Consider the following 19,135-nt stretch of genomic DNA (forward strand, 5'->3'; position numbering starts at 1 on the left):
CCGGTGACTGAGGTGAGGAGACCGGCGCGGTTGGTGGCCGGGGATCGTGTGGCAGTGGTTGCTCCGGCCGGTCCGCTGAAGGTCGAGCGGCTGGAGATCGGGACGAAGTACCTGCGGGACTGGGGTCTCGAGGTCGAGGTGATGCCCTCTGCCCTCGGGCGGCACGACAAGTTGCCGTACCTGGCGTCGGAGGACACGGCTCGCGCCGCGGACTTCCGGACGGCGTGGCTGGAGGCGGACTTCAAGGCGGTCTTCTGCGGCCGCGGCGGGTACGGCGTACAGCGCACGCTCGAGCACCTCGACGTCGAGGAGCTGGCCGGGATCGACAAGATCCTCGTCGGCTTCAGCGACATCACCGCCTTGCACGAGGTGCTGAACGCTCGCGGCCTGGTCACGATCCACGGACCGATGGCGGCCGCCGTCGAGCAGCTCGGCTCCGAGCACGGCCACGATCGCCTGCGTGATCTTTTGTTCACGCCCGAGTCGGTGACCGACCTGCTCGCTCCTGTCGGCGCCCGGACAGTCGTCCCCGGTACTGCGGAAGGCCGCCTCCTCGGGGGCAACCTGGCTCTCCTGGCCGCCAGTCTCGGTACGCCGACCTTCGCCAAGCCGGCCGGGATCGTCGTCCTGGAGGATGTCGGTGAGGATGCCTACCGGATCGACCGGCTGCTCACCCAGTTGCTCAGATCCGGCTGGTTCGACGAGGTCAGCGGCCTGGTGATCGGCGACTTCACCGAAGCCGACGACAAGGATCTGGTCGCCGAGGTGATCCAGGAACGACTGGTTCCCCTCGGCGTACCGATGATCGACGGCGCCGCCATCGGCCACGCCGAGGTCAACCTGGCCATCCCGCTCGGCCTCCCGGTCCGGCTGGAAGGCACCAGCCTGATCCCGCTGCTACCCGCGCTGAGCTAGCTGTTCGGCGAGGCCAGCTGTTCAGCAAGGAAGGCGAACGCCTGCGGGTAGGCGTCGAGGCGGTTCTTGAGTTTGGCGAGGCCGTGCCCCTCGTCGGCGTAGACGAGCAGCTGGCAGGGGATGTCCCGTTTGGCCAGCGCCTCGGCGATCTGCTCGGCTTCGGAGAGCGGGACGCGGGGGTCGTTGGCGCCGTGGATGACCAGCAGCGGCGCCTCGATGTCGTCGGCCCGGTTGAGCGGGCTCGCCTCCTCCAGGAACTCGCTGTCCTCGGTCAGCGAGCCGTACTCGCGCTCGCGCACCGCGCGCCGGTAGTCCGACGTGTTCGCCAGGAACGTGGTCAACGAGGCCATTCCGACGATGTCGACTCCTGCTGCCCACAGCGAAGGCTGGAAGGCGAGTCCGGCGAGCACCATGTACCCGCCGTACGAGCCACCCCAGAGCGCGACCCGGTCCTGGTCGACACCGACGCTCGGCAGCCACGCGTGGATCGCGGCGAGATCCTTCACCGAGTCGAGCCGCAGCGCCTTGTCGTCGAGCGAGTACCAGCGCTTGCCGTACGCCGCGGAGCCGCGCACGTTCGGCACCACGACGGTGTGCCCCGCCGCGGCCAAGGCGGTGACGATCGGGTTCCACGTTCGCAGGGCCGCCGCCTCGGGACCGCCGTGAATCACAATCACGGCCGAACCGTCGCCGCCATCGGCCGGCCGGTAGACGAAGGCGGGCACCTGCTCGCCGTCGAACGAGGTGATCCGATGGCTCTCCGGATGAGCCGGACCGGCCGGAAGAGCCGGCATATCGGGCACCTCGACGACGAACAGCTCACCGGTCTCGCGGGAGTAGCGGATCACCGACGGCGGTTGGATCGGCGAACTGTAGTTGATCAGCGCGTAGCTGCCGTCGGCCGACCAGAGCGGGTCCGGTGACACATGCGATCGAGCTGCCGCGCCACCTGTCGGTAGACCGAGCGGCACGGGTGAACCCTCGCCGGTGAGCTTGTGCAGAGCGACCGAGATTTCACCGTCGTCGGTGGTGCCGACCAGGAGATGCTCGCCGTCCGGGCAGACCCAACCGGCCAGGTCGTGGGCGTCGTCGGCCAGCAGGTCGCTCCAGGTGCCCTGGGCGACGTCGTACTTCCGCAATGCCAAGCGGTCCCGGCCCGCATCGCTCGAAACGATGAAGGCGGAGGAGTCCGGCAGCCAGGAGACGCTGTCCTGGTAGTTCGCGGCGTCGGCGGCGGTGAGCTCCGTGACGGTCTTGGTGGTCGCGTCGACGAGCAGCAGTTGGTACGAGTTGCCTGGACCGTTCGCGACCAGGATGGTGACCCAGAGGTCGTCCGGTGACGCGGTGACCGTCGCCAGGTAGCTGGAACTCTCGTACAGCACCGTGTCCGCACCGGTCTCCAGGTCCCGCGCGACCAGGTCGAAGTCGGTGCCGTTGCGGCGGTTCGTCGAGAACAGCACCCGGGTCGCATTGGCGTCGATCAGCCAGTGCAGGTACGCCGGGTCGTGAACCAGCTCGACAGGCTCCGGCAGACCGTCGGCCCCGAGATCGAGCAGCGACAACTGGCCCAGCTCGTTGCCGCCGCTGTCATGCTCGATCACGACCCGCCGGCTGCCCGGGATGTACCGCGCGCGGCGGACCGTGCTGGCCAATTCGGTCAGCGTCCGCCAGTTCCCGTCCGGCGCGATCTCGTGCAACTGCCGGATGCCGCTCCCGTCGTACCCGACCAGGAGACGGCCCTCGCCGTCAACGTCGAAGGCCAATACGGTCGGCAGCGAAAGCAACGTTGTCAGCACAGCTGATCCTCACACGCGCCGGGTTCGCGCCGCCCCGGCCGGGCGGCGCGAACCCGCACCCTCAGCGGTCTCCGTGCCAGGAGTGCCAGAGGGCGGCGTACGGGCCTTCGGCGTCGACCAGTTCGTCGTGACCGCCCAGCTCGACGATGCGGCCGTCCTCGACCACGGCGATCACGTCGGCGTCGTGGGCGGTGTGCAACCGGTGCGCGATCGCGACCACGGTCCGGCCTTCCAGTACGCCGGCCAGCGACCGCTCCAGATGCCGGGCGGCCCGCGGGTCCATCAACGAGGTTGCCTCGTCGAGGACCAGCGTGTGCGGGTCGGCCAGCACCAACCTGGCCAGTGCGACCTGCTGGGCCTGGGCCGGCGTGAGCGAGACCCCGCCCGAACCGACCTCGGTGTCGAGACCGTGCTCGAACCCGGCCACCCACGCATGCGCGTCCACCGATCGCAATGCGGTCCACAGCTCCGCGTCACTCGCGGCCGGCCGAGCCAGTCGCAGGTTGTCGCGGACACTGCCGACGAACACGTGGTGCTCCTGGTTGACCAGCGCGACGTGACTGCGGACCTGCTCGGCCGACATTCGGTCCAGGGCCGCACCACCCAAGGTGATGTCGCCCATTCGCGGCGAGTAGATCCCCGCCAGCAACCGGCCGAGGGTGGATTTCCCTGCACCAGAAGGGCCTACCAGTGCGACCCGTGCGCCCGGCTGCACCGTCAAGGTGACGCCGTGCAGCACGTCCCGGCCTTCGAGGTAGCCGAAGCGCACCTCGTCGGCCAGCACGGTCCGCCCGTCCGGCTCCTTGTCGTCGCCTGCCGCGGCCGCCTCGACCTCACGGACGCCGACCAGCCGGGCCAGCGAGACCTGGGCCACCTGCAACTCGTCGTACCAGCGGATCATCATGTTGACCGGCTCGATCAGCATCTGGATGTAGAGCGCACCCGTGGTCAGCGCGCCGACGGTGATCCAGCCCTCGATCGCCAGCCCGCCGCCGATCATCAGGACCGCGGCCAGTGCGACCGTGTGGGTCATGTTGATGATCGGGAAGAGGATCATCCGCAGGTACAGCGTGTACCGCTCCCAGGCGACCCACTGGCCGATCCGGGTGTCGCCGAGCTTGATCCGGCGGTAACCGAGCCGGTGCGACTCGACGGTCCGGCCGGCGTCCACCGTCTCCGCCAGTGCCGACGCGACCGCGGCGTAGCCCGCCGCTTCCGACCTGTACGCCTTTGGCGCGCGGCGGAAGTACCAGCGACCCCCGATGATCAGGATCGGTGCTGCGATGACCACGGCGACTGCCAGCTCCGGCGCGGTCACGATCAGCGCGCCGATCAGCAGCCCGGCCCAGATCACCGCGATGGTCAGCTGCGGAACCGCGTCGCGCATGGCGTGCGAGAGACGGTCCACGTCTGTGGTGATCCGGGACAGCAGGTCGCCGGTGCCGGCCCGCTCCAGTACGCCGGGCGGCAGGGCGACAGCTCGGACCAGGAAGTCCTCTCGCAGGTCGGCCAGCATCTCCTCGCCCAGCACCGCACCGCGAAGCCGGGTGAGCCGGACGAACACCGTCTGCACGGCAAGCGCGCAGACGAAGCCGAGCACGACGTACGGAAGGTCTACGTCCGTCCTGCCGAGAGACAACTTCTCCACCACGTTACCGAGCAGCCATGGACCGACCATGCCACTCAGCGCCGCCACCGCGTTGACCACTGTCAGCCAGCCGAACGCACGGCGATGCCGGCGGAACAGGGTCTTCAGATAGGCCCGCACCGTCGCAGTACCGGCTACCGGCAGGCGTGCAGCTTCCTGCGGTGCTGCCGGGTCGTACTCAGGGCGTTTCACGCCGACTCCTCGAGGGTTGGCTCGTCTTCACGGGTGACCACTGCGCGGTACTGGCTGTGGCTGTTCACCAGTTCGTGGTGGGTGCCGATGGCCTCGACCCGGCCGTCCGGCACGAACACGACCTGCTCCGCGCGGTCCAGCATCAGCGGGCTGGACGTGAACACCACGGTGGTCCGGCCGGCTCGCAAGAGGCGCAGACCGTCAGCGATCCGTGCCTCGGTGTGTGCGTCCACCGCGCTGGTCGGCTCGTCCAGCACCAGCAGGGCCGGGTCGACGAACAGTGAGCGGGCAAGAGCTACGCGCTGACGCTGCCCACCGGACAGTGACCTGCCGCGCTCGGTTAGCAGCGCCTGCGTGGCATCCGTGCCGCCTTCCGGCAGCGTCTGACGCAGTACGTCAAGGATGTCCTCGCACTGAGCCGCGTCGAGAGCAGCCTCTACCGTCACGTCCCCGCTGGACGGTACGTCGAACAGGTCGCGGACGGTCCCGGACAGGAGCACCGGGTCCTTGTCCTGCACGAGCACGGCGGTCCGTGCTGAGTCCAGTGGCAGCTCGTCGAGCGCTACGCCACCGAGCAGCACAGAAGCCTGCCCTGGCTCGGCGTCCGGGCTGTGACCGCCGAGGCGATCCGCAAGCCGCCCGCTGGCGTCTGGGTTGCCACAGACCACAGCAGTGAAGCTCCCAGCCGTCACGGACAGACCAGTGACCGGGTCGAACAGATCACCCGTCGGCACCTGGGCGGCAGCGGTCTCCGCCTGGCCGTCGGTGCGCTGCAACGACAGCACGCGCGCGGCACGACGTGCGGACACCTTCGAGAAGATGAACGCGCTCGCCGTCTCCTCGAACGTCTGCAGCGGGACCAGCATGAAGGTGATGAAACCGTACGTCGTGACGAGCTCGCCGACGCTGATCCGCCCTTCCGTCACGAAGTTGATGCCGAACCAGACGATCACCACCAGGAACAGGCCGAACAACAGCACCTGGAGCGCAGCGATCAGCGACCACATGCGGGCCGACCGGACCGCGCTCGACCGGTACTCCTGCGAGGCCTCGCGATAGCGGTCCAGGAAGAGCTGCTCGCCGCCGATGCCGCGCAGTACGCGCAGACCGGCGACCGTGTCGGCGGCGAGCTCGGTGGCCCGGCCGCCCTTGGCGCGCTGCTGATCGGCCCGTCGCTCGGCCGGACCCATCAGCGGCACGATCGAGAAGGCCAGTACCGGGACGGCGATGGCGACGATCAGGCCGAGCTTGGGCTCGTAGAAGAGCAGGCCGATCACCACGGCGAAACAGGTCAGCAGGGCTGCGATGAACCGGCCGAGCACCTCGACGAACCAGCCGATCTTCTCGACATCACCGCTACTCACGGCAACGACCTCACCAGCCGCGATCCGCCGGGTCAGCATCGAGCCGAGCTCGGCGGCCTTGCGGGAGATCAGCTGCTGGATGCGCGACGCCGTACTGATCCAGTTGGTCACCACGGCGCGGTGGAAGAAGGAGTCGGCGCCGGCTTTGGCCGCGCCCATCCCGAGCAACAGCAGGCCGGCCAGCAGCAGCCGGGACCAGGACTTGTCGATCACGGCCTGGACAGCGATGCCGACCGCGACCGGGGCGGCGGCGATGCCACCGAAGTACAGCAGGCCCCAGCCGACCGCGACGACTTGTCCGCGCAGTTGCTGGTGCTCGAGCCAGAGAATGAGTCGGAGGCCGGACCGGGTATCTGGCACACCCGGGTCGGCGAAGGGAATGAGGCGCAGCGACATGACGTCCCAAAGGAGGCATAGAATAGAAGGTTTTGAAGGGAATACAGGAGGGGTTTCGGAGCACCTGACCAGGCGTATGCATCCAGCGTAGGCGGCCTGGTGAGGGGCCCGTCAAACCCTTTTCGGCCGTCCGGATTCTGGGCCGGTTGGAGAGTCTTCAACGTTTGAACTGGATCGGGGAGTGCAGGCTGAGCGGGTGGGCGAGCTGACTCGGCAGCGGCGGCTGCTCGTGCTCAGGATCTGCCCTCCGCGTCGCCATCGTCGGCACAGTCCTCACCGCCCGCCTCACCGGCTCCTTCGAAACCGGCTTCGTCCCTGCCGCCCGCCTCAGCTGGTACACCATCGCCACCTGCGGAGCCCTGGTCCTCACCCTAGGCCTCATCACCACCACCCCCTGGGCCCGCGCCACCGCCACCAAAGTAGCCACCGAGTTCTCCTGACCAACTGCTCAATACTTTCGGTCGAAGAACGGGAGGTGTTGACAGGGTGTGTTTGGGCGGCTTCGATCTGAATCGAAAGACGTGTGGCTGACCCGGCGCCCGGGCACGATCAGGGACTGATGCCGACACGCCCAGACTGGGGACGAGATGCTGCGGATCATCTTCACCGAGCGCGACCTGAACCGGGTTCGCCTCGCCGGCACGCCTGATCCGCTCTGGGAGATCACCAACAGCCTGCACCGCCTGCAGACCCGCCGCGGCCGTTGGGCCTACGCGCGCTGGTACCGCTCGACCCAGGAAGCACTGACCGACCAGATCCTCCAGCGCATGGTCAACGACCTGCTGCTCCCCCTCTTCCCGCGCACGGCGTATTTCCCCGACTTCCTCACCCCAGCCGCGGCCCTGGAAGGTCTCGACGCCGGCATCGAGGCGATCCACGCCACTCCCGAAGCACGCGTCACCCGCGAATTCAAAACCCTCGCGCTCGTGCACAGAGCCCCCACCTGGGGAAAGCGCCTCGCAGCCGGCGAGATGCGAACAGAACTCGGCACCGCTCTCCGCACCTACCACCAGAAGGTGATCGAGCCGCATCACGACAGCATCGAGGCAGCAGTCGAGGACGACAGAGTCCTGCGATCGCGAGCATTGATGCGCGGCGGCGTCGACCAGCTACTCAAGAGCTTCTGGCCGCTGATGCGCTGGCAATACCCAGTACTCGAAGTGCAGTACCCGTACGACAGGACCCTCCACCTCAGCGGCCGCGGTCTGCTGCTCTCACCGTCGTACTTCGCCTGGCACTACCCGGTTGCACTAGCCGACGACGAGCTATCACCGATGCTCAGCTATCCCCTACTCCACAAGGCCGACAGCGATGACCCCGAACAACACCGCCCGTCAACAGCGGCACTACTCGGTACTACGAGGGCGGCGGTCCTGCAGGCGACCAGCGAAGGGCTGACGACCGGCGAGGTAGCAAAGCGCGTCGGGATCGGTGCACCGACCGCCAGCCACCACCTGACCGTACTGCGCGACAGCGGGCTGATCGCGAGCCAGCGACACCAGAAAACGGTGCTGCACGTCCTCACCCCACTCGGCGCAGCCTTGCTCCGGCAGAACTCACGCTGACCGAGCACCCGCAGTACAGGCAGAGCCGCAGTACGGGCAGTCAGCCTTCGAGCAGCCCGGCGCGGACCAGGGCTTTCAACCGCCCGCGGAGGATCTTCTGCCGGCGCTCCTCCTCCGGGAAGAGATCCACGTACTCCGACCCCTTCGCTGCCAGCAGGTCATCGTCCAGCCTCCGCACAGTCCCCGCCGGGAACCGATGCGTCATCGCCGCCTGCACCGCCGCACTGTCGGTCCCGCGGAGCAACTCGGTCAGCTGCTCCTCCGTCGTCACCCCGAGGCTGGCCAGGATCCCCAGGATCCACGCGTAATGGTTCGTCTTCGCGTGCGGCGCATCCGGATACCGCCTGGTCAAATACGTCGTCAGCGTCGGCGTCGTCAGATCCATCGGCGCCGCGTCGGGCTCGGCGGCGGCCAGTTCGCGGTACAGCTTGTCGATCTCGGCGAACTCGTTGTCCGCGAGCTCCATCAACGCGGCCCGCGAGCAGGAACCGCCGATCGAACTCGGGCTTGCGATCCGGCGGGATGTCCAGCTTGTACCGGATGTCGTGCTCGAACTCGGCCCACGCGTGCTGGACCGCCGTCCGGACCTGGATCTCCATCGTCAGGTTCTTCAGTACGGCGTACTCCGGCAGCTCCCGCCGATGCGCGTTGAGCCTGACCAGGTAGTGCTTGCTCGCATACCCGAACGCGCCCTGAGCCCGGGTGTGCGCGCCCATGTCGGTGTGCTCGACGATCTCGAACTCGGACTCGATCACCTCGCAGACCCGGTCGACGGCCTCGACCAGGAAGGTGATGATCCGGGCCGCGACCAGGTCGGTGATCTGGTCCAGCGGATCGTCGTACTTCGGTTTGGTGGGATCGTCCGGATGCGGTTTCGACGCCTTCAGCAGGAACGACTCGGGGTCCTTCGCCCGGGCGGTCGCGGAGAGGTAGTTGATGCCCTCTTCCTCGCCGATCAGCTCGTTGATCAGCGCTTCCAGCTTGCGCGCGCCCCCGACGTACTGCTGATACGTCCGCTCGTACTGCGCAGCGGCTCGCACGGTCCACTCCCGCACCTCAAGCCCGCCCATGCGCAGACCTTAGTGCGCCGATCGGCCCGCACGCCGCACGTCCCCCCGGATTCCGCTGCAAGACTTCGTCAAATGCCCCACTTCTCCGACTGGTCCGGCTACGCCGCTAAGGCTTGATATCGGCGTCTAGTGAAGTCTAGTGAAAATGCTAGATAGCCATGATCTTTGACAGAGAAGCGACACGCTCTGCGGGTGACTAGCGAAATCTAAGGAAAACGCTAGACGCGCTCATAGAGTGGAATGCATGGATCCGATCCGGAATCCCTATGCGCCCGGCGCCGGTCAGCGACCTCCTGAGCTGGCCGGTCGCGACACCGAGGTACGGCAGTTCGAGGTGGTGCTCGAACGCGTCGCCGCCGGCCGGCCAGAGCGAAGTCTGGTGCTGTCCGGACTGCGCGGCGTCGGCAAGACCGTGCTGCTGAACACCTTGCGCAGCCAGGCGATCAAACGCGCCTGGGGCACCGGCAAGATCGAGGCCCGCCCCGACCAGAGCATCCGGCTGCCGATCGCGCAGGCGATGCACACGGCGATGCGGGAGCTAGGGCACAGACACCGAGACGACGACCGGGTCGACCAGTTCAGCGCAGTACTGAAGGCCTTCGCGCTGCGGACCGCCCAGAACGACCGCAAGGGCATCCGCTGGCACCCGCCGGTCGACGTCGCGGCCGCGAAGGGCCGGGCCGACTCGGGCGACCTCGAGATGGACCTGATCGAGCTCTTCACCGACGCCGCGGACCTCGCCGGCGACCTCTCCGTCGGGGTCGGGCTGTTCATCGACGAGATGCAGGACATCAGTGCCGACGACCTGTCCGCGCTGTGCGCCGCCTGCCACGAGATCTCCCAGCAGAGCGCGCCGCTCGTCGTCGTCGGCGCCGGGCTGCCGCACCTCCCCGCAGTACTGTCCGCCAGCAAGTCGTACTCCGAGCGTCTCTTCCGCTACATCCGCGTCGACCGCCTCGCCCGCGAAGCCTGCGACCGGGCGCTGATGGTCCCGGCCGAGAGCGAGGACGTCCGGTACGACGAGGAGGCGCTGGACGAGCTCTATGCGCAGACCGACGGCTACCCGTACTTCGTCCAGGCCTTCGCCCACGCCACCTGGGACCACGCGCCGGCCAGCCCCATCACCATCAAGGACGTCGCCGTCGCCGCCCCCGAAGCATCCCGCGAACTCACCGTCGGCTTCTTCGGCTCCCGCTACGAACGCGCCACCCCCGCCGAACGCGAATACATGCGAGCCATGGCCGAACTAGGCATCGGCTTCGACGACGGGGCAGTCCCCACCGCCGAAGTCGCCACCACCCTCAGCCGCAAACCCCAATCTCTCTCCCCCGCCCGGGACGGCCTGATCAAAAAAGGCCTGGTCTTCTCCGCCGAACGCGGCACCGTAGCCTTCACCGTCCCCCACTTCGGCAAATTCCTCCGAACCCGCACAGCCTGACTCCCGTACTATGCGGGAAGAGCACCCACGCACCTCCTGCGTCGGCGCTCCACCCACCCGAGGTCGCCGCTCCTCCGTCGCGGCTCAACAACCACATCCGTGGGGCGCATCCGGCTACCACCGGTGGTGACCGGCATCAGCGTCCGTGGCCAAAGTCGGTCAGATGACCCATCCCCAGGCGGACCCCCTCAGACGTCAGGCCCCGAGTCCCAGGCAGCGGAGATCTAGCGAGCTGCTACGAGGCCGCGGTCGCGGAGGCTCTGCCAGGCCCGCTCCACATGCGGCGGAGTAAACAGACTCGACTTGCGGTCGCTCCAGCTGCGGACCGCGGCGTGGGCGACGGCGGAATCCTCGCGGGCGGCATCGTCATGTGACATCACCCAATGCACTGACGCCAGGAGTTCAAGACCGTACGCACTTTCGAACCCGGCGATCTCCTCCATCACCGAAGCGATGCGTGCCGCGGTATCCGGGTGGTCAGTGATGTAGTCCTCGACCTTCCGGATCGCCTCCGGCAGTATTTCGATGGGGGCGGCGTCGGCGACTCGCGCAGACCCGTCACCCGAACCCGGTGATGTAGTGCCCTTCCATCGCGGACAGCGCCCGGCGCAGAGTGTCGGCATACGGACCGTAGAGGTGAGGCTTGAACTCCATCTTCAGATCCTCGCCACTCAGTTGGGGAAAGTAGGCGAGCTTCTGTACTTCGATCAGCGTTGGCGGACCGAAGGTGAACTGGACGTACGCATGGATCAGAGCCAGCATCGCCGATCTGGTCGAGTTGAGCGGAGGTGGCGTCTCTCTGTTGAGCATTGACTTGGCCTCAGGTGCACCGGCCGGAGTGGCGTCCAGCAGAGTGGTGTACGGCAGGCCCGATAGGGCGTGGCGTAGACGTGTGAAAGCGGTCATCGCGTGATCCTTTGGAAGACCTCTCACAGTGCTTCTGAAGGAGAACTACGCGATGACCGCGAACACCAGTATCGACCCTGCCGAGTTCCTGCAAGATCACCTGGCGGCCGCGTCGCCGGATCTGTTGCGTGACATGTTGACCACGTTCATTCAGGCGCTCATGTCGGCGGAGGCCGACGCGGTCTGCGGCGCCCCGTACGGCGTGGCGAGCCCGGACCGGACCAACTCGCGCAACGGGTACCGGCACCGTGATTTCGACACCCGCGCCGGCACCGTGGACGTGGCGATCCCCAAGCTCCGCTCCGGCTCCTACTTCCCCGACTGGCTGCTGGAACGGCGCCGCCGCGCCGAACGGGCCCTGACTACGGTGGTGGCGACCTGTTACCTGCTGGGGGTGTCCACGCGCCGGATGGAGAAGCTGGTCGAGACCCTCGGCATCACCCGGCTCTCGAAGTCGCAGGTCTCGGTGATGGCCGCCGAGCTCGACGAGCAGGTCCACCAGTTCCGGACCCGCCCACTGGATGCCGGCCCATACACGTTCGTCGCTGCGGACGCGCTGGTGCTGAAGGTCCGCGAAGGTGGCCGGGTCGTCAACGTCCACGCGCTGGTCGCGACCGGCGTGAACGGTGACGGACACCGTGAAATCCTTGGCCTGCAAGTGACTTCGGCCGAAGACGGCGCCGGCTGGCTAGGGTTCCTGCGGGACCTGACCGCGCGCGGCCTGACCGGGGTCAAGCTCGTCACCAGCGACGCACACAGTGGACTCACCGCGGCGATCGGCGCCACCTTGCCGGGCGCTTCGTGGCAGCGCTGCAGAACCCACTACGCCGCCAACCTCATGTCCGTGACCCCGAAGGCCAGCTGGCCGTGGGTGAAGACCCTGCTGCACTCGGTCTACGACCAACCCGACAAAGACGCGGTACACGAACAGTTCGACCGGGTCCTGGACGCGCTGGCCGACAAGCTGCCCGCGGTCGTCGACCACCTCGAGCAAGCCCGCGCCGACGTGCTCGCGTTCACCGCGTTCCCGAAGGAGATCTGGCGACAAATCTGGTCCAACAACCCCCAAGAACGGCTGAACCGTGAGATCCGCCGCCGCACCGACGTGGTCGGCATCTTCCCAGCCCGAGACGCCCTGATCCGCTTGGTCGGCGCCGTGCTGGCCGAGCAGCACGACGACTGGATCGAGGGCCGCCGCTACCTCGGCCTCGACGTCCTCGCCAAGTCCCGAATGACCCTCACCGAGACCACCGAGGAGGCCACCACCGACACCGAAATCGCGGCGCTCAGCGCCTAACCATCCCAAGGATCACGCGACACAACCGCTACACCATCCAAATGGACTTGACCCCGGCCGGCGGAAAGATCCGAATGTCAACCTGCTCGGCGACAGGCGTCAAGCGGCTGTGAATCAACGGTTCGCTCGATACGATCCGGGTGCTCAGGCACTGGCACACATGGTTCCACTGTCATCACCTTCCAGTCGACCATCTCGGTCAGCCGGTTGTCATCTGTCGAGTGTTCGGCATGGCTCAGTACAGCGTTACGGTCAGTCGCCAACCAGGGAAGTCCCGCATCTTGGATCCGCTGTGTGTGGTCGCCAGATAGATCAGGCGCTCGCATCCATCCTGATAGGACGGGACCTTGCCCTTATGGATGTTGTGCATCATGGGGCTGCGCGGTGCGTAGTAGAACGGCACGTAGTCGGCGACTGTCCCGCCGGCCCCGGACGCACAGGTGTTTCAGCTCGTCGCTGTTTGATCGGCTGCTGACCAACCTCGATCCGCATGAGACCTGCCTGCTGTGCCAGCGTGTCGCACAGGAGGCCTTCGGAGAGGATTTGTGGCGAGGTGTTCCATGCGAGTGAAGTGGTAGACCTTGGTCGGGAACGGTCTGCTCACTCCATCTCCAAGTGACCGCTCACGGATGCTGTTCCTGCCGCGAGTCTGAGGGTAGTGCTGTCATCGTCGATCACCATACTGCTCGGCCAGGCTGACCGGGTTCAACCCGGCACCTCGGGAATTAGGTCGACCAGCGGCCGACGCGAAGTCGCGCCTCGGCGGATCGGTTCCCCTGCTCGCCTGGCCGATTCAGGCCTCGTTGGTCGTGCGAAAGGATGATGTTGGGGCGCTGGGCTTTGGGTAACGGTTCGGAGTCGATAGGGTCATCGGTGATGGCCACCAGGCGGAGGACGCAGCGTCAAGGGACGGGTGCGCGTGGTGGGCGGCATACCCGGAAGCAGTCGCACAAGACGCAGTGGTTTTCGGTGACCGCGTTGGCGATGCTCGGGGTGGTGATGGTGCTGCACCCGGAGGCTGGGCGGCAGCAGAATCTGGCTTCACAGTTCGGCGCCGGCGACCAGCGGGTAATCGCGAGCGACGAGCCCAGCGACCAACCGACCGTGGCGCCGACGCCGGTGCCGACGGCAACGTTCACGATGCCGTTGCGGCCGGCACCGACCTTGACCAGGCCGCCGAAGGGTTCGAAGCCGAACGTCACCGTGTCGAGTGGCCGGCTGGCCGTCGTGGCCGGGTTCAGCAAGGCCAACGGCGTCCGGGACAAGCTCACGTACCGGGTCGAGATCGAGGAAGGGCTCTCGTTCAACGGGGCGGTGGTCGCGGCCGCGATCCACAAGACGTTGACGGATCCGCGCGGCTGGCAGGCGATTCATCCGGTCAGCTTCGAGCGGACCGACCGGGCCGACGCCGACCTGCGGATCATCCTCGCGACGCCGACCCTGACGGACAAGCTCTGCCTACCGCTCGACACCGGCGGCGAGGTCTCCTGCCGGGTGGACAACAGGGTGGTGCTGAACGCCAAGCGCTGGATGTACGCCGTACCGGCCTATGCCGCGCAGATCGACCTGTACCGCAGCTACCTGGTCAACCACGAGGTCGGCCACGCTCTGGGTCACGGTCACTCCACCTGCGCCAAGCCGAACACGCCGGCGCCGGTGATGATGCAGCAGACGAAGGGCCTGGCCGGCTGTCTCCCCAACGCCTGGCCGACGATCAAGGCGACCTGACGCCCCTGCCGTGAGAGCCTGAGGTCAGCACGTACCAGGGCCGAGCCGAGGGAGCAGCGATGTCGTCACCCCAGTTCCCCACCTACGGGCGCGGTGACGACCCGGACGAGCCCGAGTCGAAGCACTACGCCGAGCCCGCCCCGTACGGCAGTGACAGCCCCTACGGCAGCAGCAACCCGCACGCCGCCCCGTACGGCCAGCAACACCCTGGCGAGCAATACCCGCAGCAGTACCAGCCACCCGGCTACGTCCAGCCACCCGGCTACCGCCCCGGCAGCCCGTATGGCCCACCTGTGCACCCACAGGCCCACGAGATCCCCTCCTACGGCCGGGACCAGCGCCCCGCAGCGCCGCGGGACCCTCGCGCGGCTCGGGTAGTCATGCTCGCCATCGTGATCGCGGCCGTCTACGGCCTCCTGGTCATCTCGGTGCAGCGCGTGTCGATCCGCGAGATCGCCCAGCTCCCCGGCTCGCCCCTGAACCACCCGCTGCGCACAGACGTCATCGACACCATCGGCCAGCTCCTGATCATCTTGGTAGGCGCTGCCGCGCTCGGCATGTGGCTGCGCGACCTGCTGAACCGCAGGAAGGCCGGTCGCGAGCTGGAGCCGGTTGAGCTGATCGGTCTAGGCCTGGTCGCCGTCTCGCTGATTCCGCTGCTGGTGTGGTTCGTGATGGTGCTGTCGACCGGCATGGGTTCCATCGACGACTCCCTGGACCGCCTACCCACGGCGTACGGCTGGGGCGGCACTGGGCTGCTGATCCTGGCTGTCGGCTTCGGACTCGGGTACCGCGAACTGCGGCCACCAGTAGCGAACCCAGTCGTGCAAGCAGCCCCAGACCGCCCGCCCTGGGAATGAGCACGTCGGTAGTCCTGGTGCCGGGGCTAGGACTCGGACCGGAGTCCTACGCGCCCACACTGGAGTACCTCGACATGCAGTACGACGTGGTCACGCTGCCCGGGTTCGGCGAACGCGCGGCTCGGGGTGCTGATCTACGGACAGCCGCGCAGGCCGAGCGCCTCGCAGTACGGATCAAAGAGGCCCCGGTAGTCCTAGTAGCTCACTCCGCGAGCTGCCAGATCGCAGTCACCGCAGCTGTAGCGCACCCAGGCCTCGCCAAGGCACTAGTGCTAGTAGGGCCGAGTGGCGATATCACCGCATCGAGCTGGTCGGCGCTGGCCAGCCGTTGGGTACGCAGCGTGGTCTGGGAGTCCCCGCGGCTGGTCCCGACGCTCACCCGCCAGTACTTCCGAACCGGTTTCCCCTCGATGGCGCGGGCGATGGAGGCGGCCCGGCACTACGACCTGGCCGCAGTCTTGCCGACTTTGAGTACGCCGACCGTCGTCGTCCGGTCCAAGCACGACCGCATCGCGCCGCCGCGGTGGGCCCAGCAGGTCGCCGACAAGTCGTACGGTGAGGCCTGGACCTTGCCAAGTGGGTCACACATGCCGGTGCTCACCAACGGGCGGGAGTTGGCGGCGCTCATCCACAGGTGTATACAAAGCGACTGACGCGTTATCGTTGACGCAGTAACAAACTTCCGCGGGAGCTCGCACCGTATTGCGGGCTGAGAGGGCGACAAGCAGGGTCGCCGACCGCATGAACCTGACCGGGTAATGCCGGCGTAGGGAGCAGGTCAGATGACCACAACTGCTGTGCGTGATGATGCCCAGGGCAGCACCGAGGCACCACTCGTCCTCACCACCGACGCCCCGCGCACGCTGGGCTTCCTCGACCAGTTCACCCTCTGGGGCAACTTCGGGATCTCGCTGTTCGGCCCGGTGACGGGTGCCCTCGTCGCGGCGTACACGGGCTCGCTGGTCAAAGGCCTGATCGCAGTCGTCGTCGGCTGCGGGATAGGCGCCTTGGTGCTCGGTGGTGCGGCCGTGTTCGGCTCGCAGACCGGTGCCCCGGCGATGGTCTCGTTGCGAGGGCTCTTCGGACGCCGTGGCTCGGTGGCGCCGACGGTGCTCAACATCGCGCAGAACGTCGGCTGGGCCACGATGGAGATCATCGTCATCTCGCAGGCCGCGGTGGCGGTGACGAGCGAGCGTTGGCGGTGGCTGTTCGTACTCCTGGCCGGAGCGATCGCCACGGTGATGGCTGTGCGGCCGCTCGGGAGCGTGAAGCTGCTCCGCAAGTTCATGGTCTGGCTCGTACTGATCGCGTCGATCTACCTGTTCATCGCGGTGCTCAGCAAGCCGGTGCACTCGCTCCCGCAGAACGAGGTGTTCGGCTTCTGGCCGGCCGTCGACCTCGCCGCGGCCGGCGTCGTCTCGTTCGCGCCGCTCGCCGCCGACTACACGCGTCACTCCCGTACGAACAAGGCGGCCTTCGGCGGCTCCGCCCTCGGATACGGGCTCGCGGCAATCGTGTACTACGGGCTGGGCGTGCTCGCCGTCGCAACCCTGCAGACCAACAGCACCGACGTGATCACCGCACTCGTTACGTTGCCGGCCGGCGCGATCGCGTTGTTCGTCCTGCTGGTGGACGAGGTCGACGAGGCGTACGCGAACGTCTACTCCACCACGATGGCCGCGCACAACCTGATCGGTCACATCGATCGCCGCTGGATCTCCGTCGTCATCGGCGTACTGGCGACGGGGCTCGCGCTGTTGGTTGATCTGGGCAACTACACCCAGTTCCTGTACCTGATCGGCTCCGTCTTCATCCCCTTGTTCGCGGTCGCGATCGCCGACTTCTTCGTGGTCAGCAAGATGCAGTGGGACGTCTCCGACACAGCCCGATTCCGCTGGCAGCCCACGCTCGCCTGGGTTTTCGGCTTCGTCGCCTACCAGTTGGTCAACCCCGGCACGGTCGACGGCTGGTCGCCGTTCTGGCTCGACCTGCAGAGCCGGATCTTCAACGGGCACGCGGTTCCGGGCTGGCTCGGGGCGACGTACACGTCCATCGTCGTGTCGATGCTGGCCGCGATCGCCTTCGGCCGGCTGGGCCGTCAGGGGTCGGTCGGGTCTCGATCTGGCACCTGATACTGACAGTAGCCAGCGGGCCCGGGATACTTGCGCAATGCTGAACTCTGCACTGCGCAGCCGGGCCGAGTACGAAGAACTCGGGGTCGAGGGGCTCGCCAGTCGCACCACGCCCGAGGCTGACGCCGCCGTCGTCAAGACCGTCGAGGAACTCCTCGAGGGCCGCGAATCCGTCCTGGACCTCTGCTGCGGCCACGGCCGGATCAGCCTGCCGCTCCGCCGGGCGGGCAAGGTCGTCCGCGCCCTCGACATCTCGCCGAACCTGATCGAGGCCGGTCAGGCGAAGGCCGCCGAGGAGGAGCTGTCGATCGACTGGGCGATCGGCTCGATGACCGACCTGCCGTACAAGTCGGACTCCTTCGACGCGGTGATCTGCCTGTGGACCGCGTTCCACGAGCTCTTCGCCGAGGACGAGCAGATGTCCACGCTCTGGGAGATCTCGCGCGTACTCCGGCCGGGCGGGCTCGCGATCATCGAAGGCCCGATCTGGGGACCGGCGACCGCGTCCGAGATCGCGAACGGGATCCGCCAGGGCCCCGAGCACCGGATCGTCACCACCGAGCACTTCGACACCAGCAGCGTCCACTTCATCCACGACGAAGCCAGCTACGCCCGCCTCTGCACCGCCGCCGGCATCGAGAACTTCAAGGTCTACAAACGCGAATGGGGCGGCCGCCGCCGCCTCATCCTGGAAATCCACCAACCTTCCACCGACTAACCGGTACGACGTGCCCCCACGCACGCATCGGCGCCAGAGTTGCACCTCGTGCGTGGGGCTCCTGCGGGCTGCCTCGTTTCCTAGCGCCCGCGGCGGTCGCGACGCCGACGGCACTTGCCTACGGGACTAGTTCGGCGCCGGTTGGGCTGAGGGTGTGGCGTACTGCGGGGCCTACTCGGTAGGTGCCGCATCCACGCGGACAGTTGGCCTCGCCCGACCAGCCGCGACAACTCGGTCGCCAGCCGAGCCGTAGGTGTCTGAACAATCGCCGCCAGCCCCTGCTCGAATCCGTCCGCACTCTCCGACGGAGTCAGGAAGTCCGGCGAGTACCCGTCGGGCGGCGCCAGGTCGAGCAACCGGCGATCGCCCGCCGGCAGTTGCCTCCGGACATGCCTGCGCCACCGCCCGAACAACAGTTGATCGTCGTCGCTCTGCAGCAGATGCAGGCTGAGTAGTACTTCCCACAACGGATCGGGCTCAGGCGCCACGATGGTGCGTGCGAGATCGTCGCAGGTGAAATGAATCCTCAGGCTCATCCGTCCACCCCCAAGATCATGTTCGGATCGCCGCTTCCACGGTAAGCAGCGAACCCACCTGCCCACGTTGCGGTCCGGTCTCAGATCCTTGATGTGAATATCTGTGCAATTTCGCCGTCAATGCCTTTCGGCAACACCCGAAAGGCGGCCAGGACATTTCGGGGATTTGTGAAAGGTCTGGTCGGCGACCGCGGGATACGGCCAGCTTGGAGGCATTCAGCACTCGAATCACGGAGGTCAGAATGAACGTCCGCAAGCTTGTCTGCACCGCTCTCACCGGTTCCGTCCTGCTGGTCAGCGGCCTGGCCGCGACGACAGTCCAGGCGGCTGCCGCACCTGCTCCGACGACACCGGCGGCGGCACCCGCGACCGTCTCCGACAACTGGGAGTTCGTCGGGTACTACTACTGGGAATCCGACTGCCACACGGCCGGTCAGGGCATGGTCACCCGGCATGAGGTCTCGAAGTACCGCTGCGACGACGGCAGCTGGGTCCCCGGCGACGACTACGAACTCGAAGTCGTCTGGAATCGTTGACAACTCAGTAATCGCCCGGCCAAGCCGACGGTTGGGCA

At 67.2% G+C, this 19,135-nt stretch carries 18 protein-coding genes, 1 pseudogene and 1 riboswitch; of the genes and pseudogenes, 10 read left to right on the plus strand and 9 right to left on the minus strand.

Annotated features, from left to right (window positions below):
* Positions 1-3: 3 nt before the first annotated feature.
* Complete coding sequence (locus F1D05_RS21530) at positions 4-915, plus strand: S66 peptidase family protein (protein WP_246485837.1); 912 nt, start codon at positions 4-6, stop codon at positions 913-915.
* On the opposite strand, the gene F1D05_RS21535 is transcribed toward F1D05_RS21530, so the two are convergent.
* From F1D05_RS21535 to F1D05_RS21545, 3 genes are all read right to left on the minus strand, one after another.
* Positions 912-2,711, minus strand: a complete 1,800-nt coding sequence (locus F1D05_RS21535; RefSeq protein ID WP_185441950.1) for a S9 family peptidase — start codon at positions 2,709-2,711, stop codon at positions 912-914. The two genes, F1D05_RS21530 and F1D05_RS21535, sit on opposite strands and share 4 nt — an antisense overlap.
* Before the next feature lie 61 nt (positions 2,712-2,772).
* The gene (locus F1D05_RS21540) at positions 2,773-4,551 is read right to left on the minus strand and encodes an ABC transporter ATP-binding protein (RefSeq protein ID WP_185441951.1); all 1,779 of its coding nucleotides are present in this window, start codon (positions 4,549-4,551) and stop codon (positions 2,773-2,775) included.
* Positions 4,548-6,311 (minus strand): ABC transporter transmembrane domain-containing protein, encoded by a 1,764-nt coding sequence (locus tag F1D05_RS21545; protein WP_185441952.1) that lies wholly within the window; start codon positions 6,309-6,311, stop codon positions 4,548-4,550. The genes F1D05_RS21540 and F1D05_RS21545 overlap by 4 nt, the downstream gene beginning before the upstream one ends.
* A gap of 587 nt (positions 6,312-6,898) precedes the next feature.
* On the opposite strand from F1D05_RS21545, the gene F1D05_RS21550 reads away from it, so the two are divergent.
* Positions 6,899-7,876 carry an ArsR/SmtB family transcription factor gene (locus F1D05_RS21550; protein WP_185441953.1) on the plus strand — a complete coding sequence of 326 codons (978 nt, stop codon included), beginning with the start codon at positions 6,899-6,901 and terminating at the stop codon, positions 7,874-7,876.
* A gap of 40 nt (positions 7,877-7,916) precedes the next feature.
* On the opposite strand, the gene F1D05_RS40595 is transcribed toward F1D05_RS21550, so the two are convergent.
* Both F1D05_RS40595 and F1D05_RS21555 read right to left on the minus strand, forming a co-directional pair.
* A complete protein-coding gene (locus F1D05_RS40595) occupies positions 7,917-8,054 on the minus strand; it encodes a hypothetical protein (protein WP_246485838.1) in 138 nt (45 codons plus the stop codon).
* Positions 8,035-8,946 carry a GTP pyrophosphokinase gene (locus F1D05_RS21555; RefSeq protein WP_246485839.1) on the minus strand — a complete coding sequence of 304 codons (912 nt, stop codon included), beginning with the start codon at positions 8,944-8,946 and terminating at the stop codon, positions 8,035-8,037. The genes F1D05_RS40595 and F1D05_RS21555 overlap by 20 nt, the downstream gene beginning before the upstream one ends.
* 244 nt (positions 8,947-9,190) lie before the next feature.
* Here F1D05_RS21555 and F1D05_RS21560 point away from each other — a divergent pair, with 244 nt between their 5' ends.
* Positions 9,191-10,384 carry an ATP-binding protein gene (locus tag F1D05_RS21560; protein ID WP_185441954.1) on the plus strand — a complete coding sequence of 398 codons (1,194 nt, stop codon included), beginning with the start codon at positions 9,191-9,193 and terminating at the stop codon, positions 10,382-10,384.
* A 224-nt stretch (positions 10,385-10,608) separates the two neighbouring features.
* Here the strand turns inward: F1D05_RS21560 and F1D05_RS21565 are convergent, their stop codons facing one another.
* Positions 10,609-10,761: a hypothetical protein gene (locus F1D05_RS21565; RefSeq protein WP_185441955.1), complete on the minus strand. Its 153-nt coding sequence runs from the start codon at positions 10,759-10,761 to the stop codon at positions 10,609-10,611.
* Positions 10,762-10,942: 181 nt separating this feature from the next.
* On the minus strand, positions 10,943-11,290 hold the full coding sequence (locus F1D05_RS21570; protein ID WP_185441956.1) for a hypothetical protein: 348 nt from the start codon (positions 11,288-11,290) through the stop codon (positions 10,943-10,945).
* Positions 11,291-11,342: 52 nt separating this feature from the next.
* Here F1D05_RS21570 and F1D05_RS21575 point away from each other — a divergent pair, with 52 nt between their 5' ends.
* Complete coding sequence (locus F1D05_RS21575) at positions 11,343-12,587, plus strand: IS256 family transposase (RefSeq protein ID WP_185441957.1); 1,245 nt, start codon at positions 11,343-11,345, stop codon at positions 12,585-12,587.
* 235 nt (positions 12,588-12,822) lie between these two features.
* Here the strand turns inward: F1D05_RS21575 and F1D05_RS43065 are convergent.
* Positions 12,823-13,017, minus strand: a pseudogene (locus F1D05_RS43065) (DarT ssDNA thymidine ADP-ribosyltransferase family protein); the annotation flags it as partial.
* A 446-nt stretch (positions 13,018-13,463) separates the two neighbouring features.
* Here F1D05_RS43065 and F1D05_RS21585 point away from each other — a divergent pair.
* The 5 genes from F1D05_RS21585 to F1D05_RS21605 all read left to right on the plus strand — a co-directional run bounded on the left by F1D05_RS21585 (position 13,464) and on the right by F1D05_RS21605 (position 18,025).
* A complete protein-coding gene (locus F1D05_RS21585; protein WP_185441959.1) occupies positions 13,464-14,315 on the plus strand; it encodes a DUF3152 domain-containing protein in 852 nt (283 codons plus the stop codon).
* A 59-nt stretch (positions 14,316-14,374) separates the two neighbouring features.
* On the plus strand, positions 14,375-15,175 hold the full coding sequence (locus F1D05_RS21590; protein WP_185441960.1) for a hypothetical protein: 801 nt from the start codon (positions 14,375-14,377) through the stop codon (positions 15,173-15,175).
* Positions 15,172-15,828 (plus strand): alpha/beta fold hydrolase, encoded by a 657-nt coding sequence (locus F1D05_RS21595; RefSeq protein ID WP_185441961.1) that lies wholly within the window; start codon positions 15,172-15,174, stop codon positions 15,826-15,828. Before F1D05_RS21590 ends, F1D05_RS21595 begins: the two co-directional genes overlap by 4 nt.
* A 21-nt stretch (positions 15,829-15,849) precedes the next feature.
* Positions 15,850-15,965: riboswitch (TPP riboswitch) on the plus strand.
* Positions 15,958-17,307 carry a purine-cytosine permease family protein gene (locus F1D05_RS21600; RefSeq protein WP_185441962.1) on the plus strand — a complete coding sequence of 450 codons (1,350 nt, stop codon included), beginning with the start codon at positions 15,958-15,960 and terminating at the stop codon, positions 17,305-17,307. Its footprint overlaps the riboswitch before it by 8 nt.
* A 37-nt stretch (positions 17,308-17,344) precedes the next feature.
* The gene (locus F1D05_RS21605; RefSeq protein WP_185441963.1) at positions 17,345-18,025 is read left to right on the plus strand and encodes a class I SAM-dependent methyltransferase; all 681 of its coding nucleotides are present in this window, start codon (positions 17,345-17,347) and stop codon (positions 18,023-18,025) included.
* Between the two features lie 80 nt (positions 18,026-18,105).
* On the opposite strand, the gene F1D05_RS21610 is transcribed toward F1D05_RS21605, so the two are convergent.
* Positions 18,106-18,561 (minus strand): hypothetical protein, encoded by a 456-nt coding sequence (locus F1D05_RS21610; protein WP_185441964.1) that lies wholly within the window; start codon positions 18,559-18,561, stop codon positions 18,106-18,108.
* 242 nt (positions 18,562-18,803) lie between these two features.
* Between F1D05_RS21610 and F1D05_RS21615 the strand changes: the two genes are divergently transcribed.
* The gene (locus tag F1D05_RS21615) at positions 18,804-19,097 is read left to right on the plus strand and encodes a hypothetical protein (RefSeq protein ID WP_185441965.1); all 294 of its coding nucleotides are present in this window, start codon (positions 18,804-18,806) and stop codon (positions 19,095-19,097) included.
* The last annotated feature ends 38 nt before the right edge of the window (positions 19,098-19,135 follow it).

Origin of the sequence: Kribbella qitaiheensis, from assembly GCF_014217565.1 — a bacterium.
In the GTDB taxonomy this organism is placed as follows: Bacteria; Actinomycetota; Actinomycetes; order Propionibacteriales; family Kribbellaceae; genus Kribbella; species Kribbella qitaiheensis_A.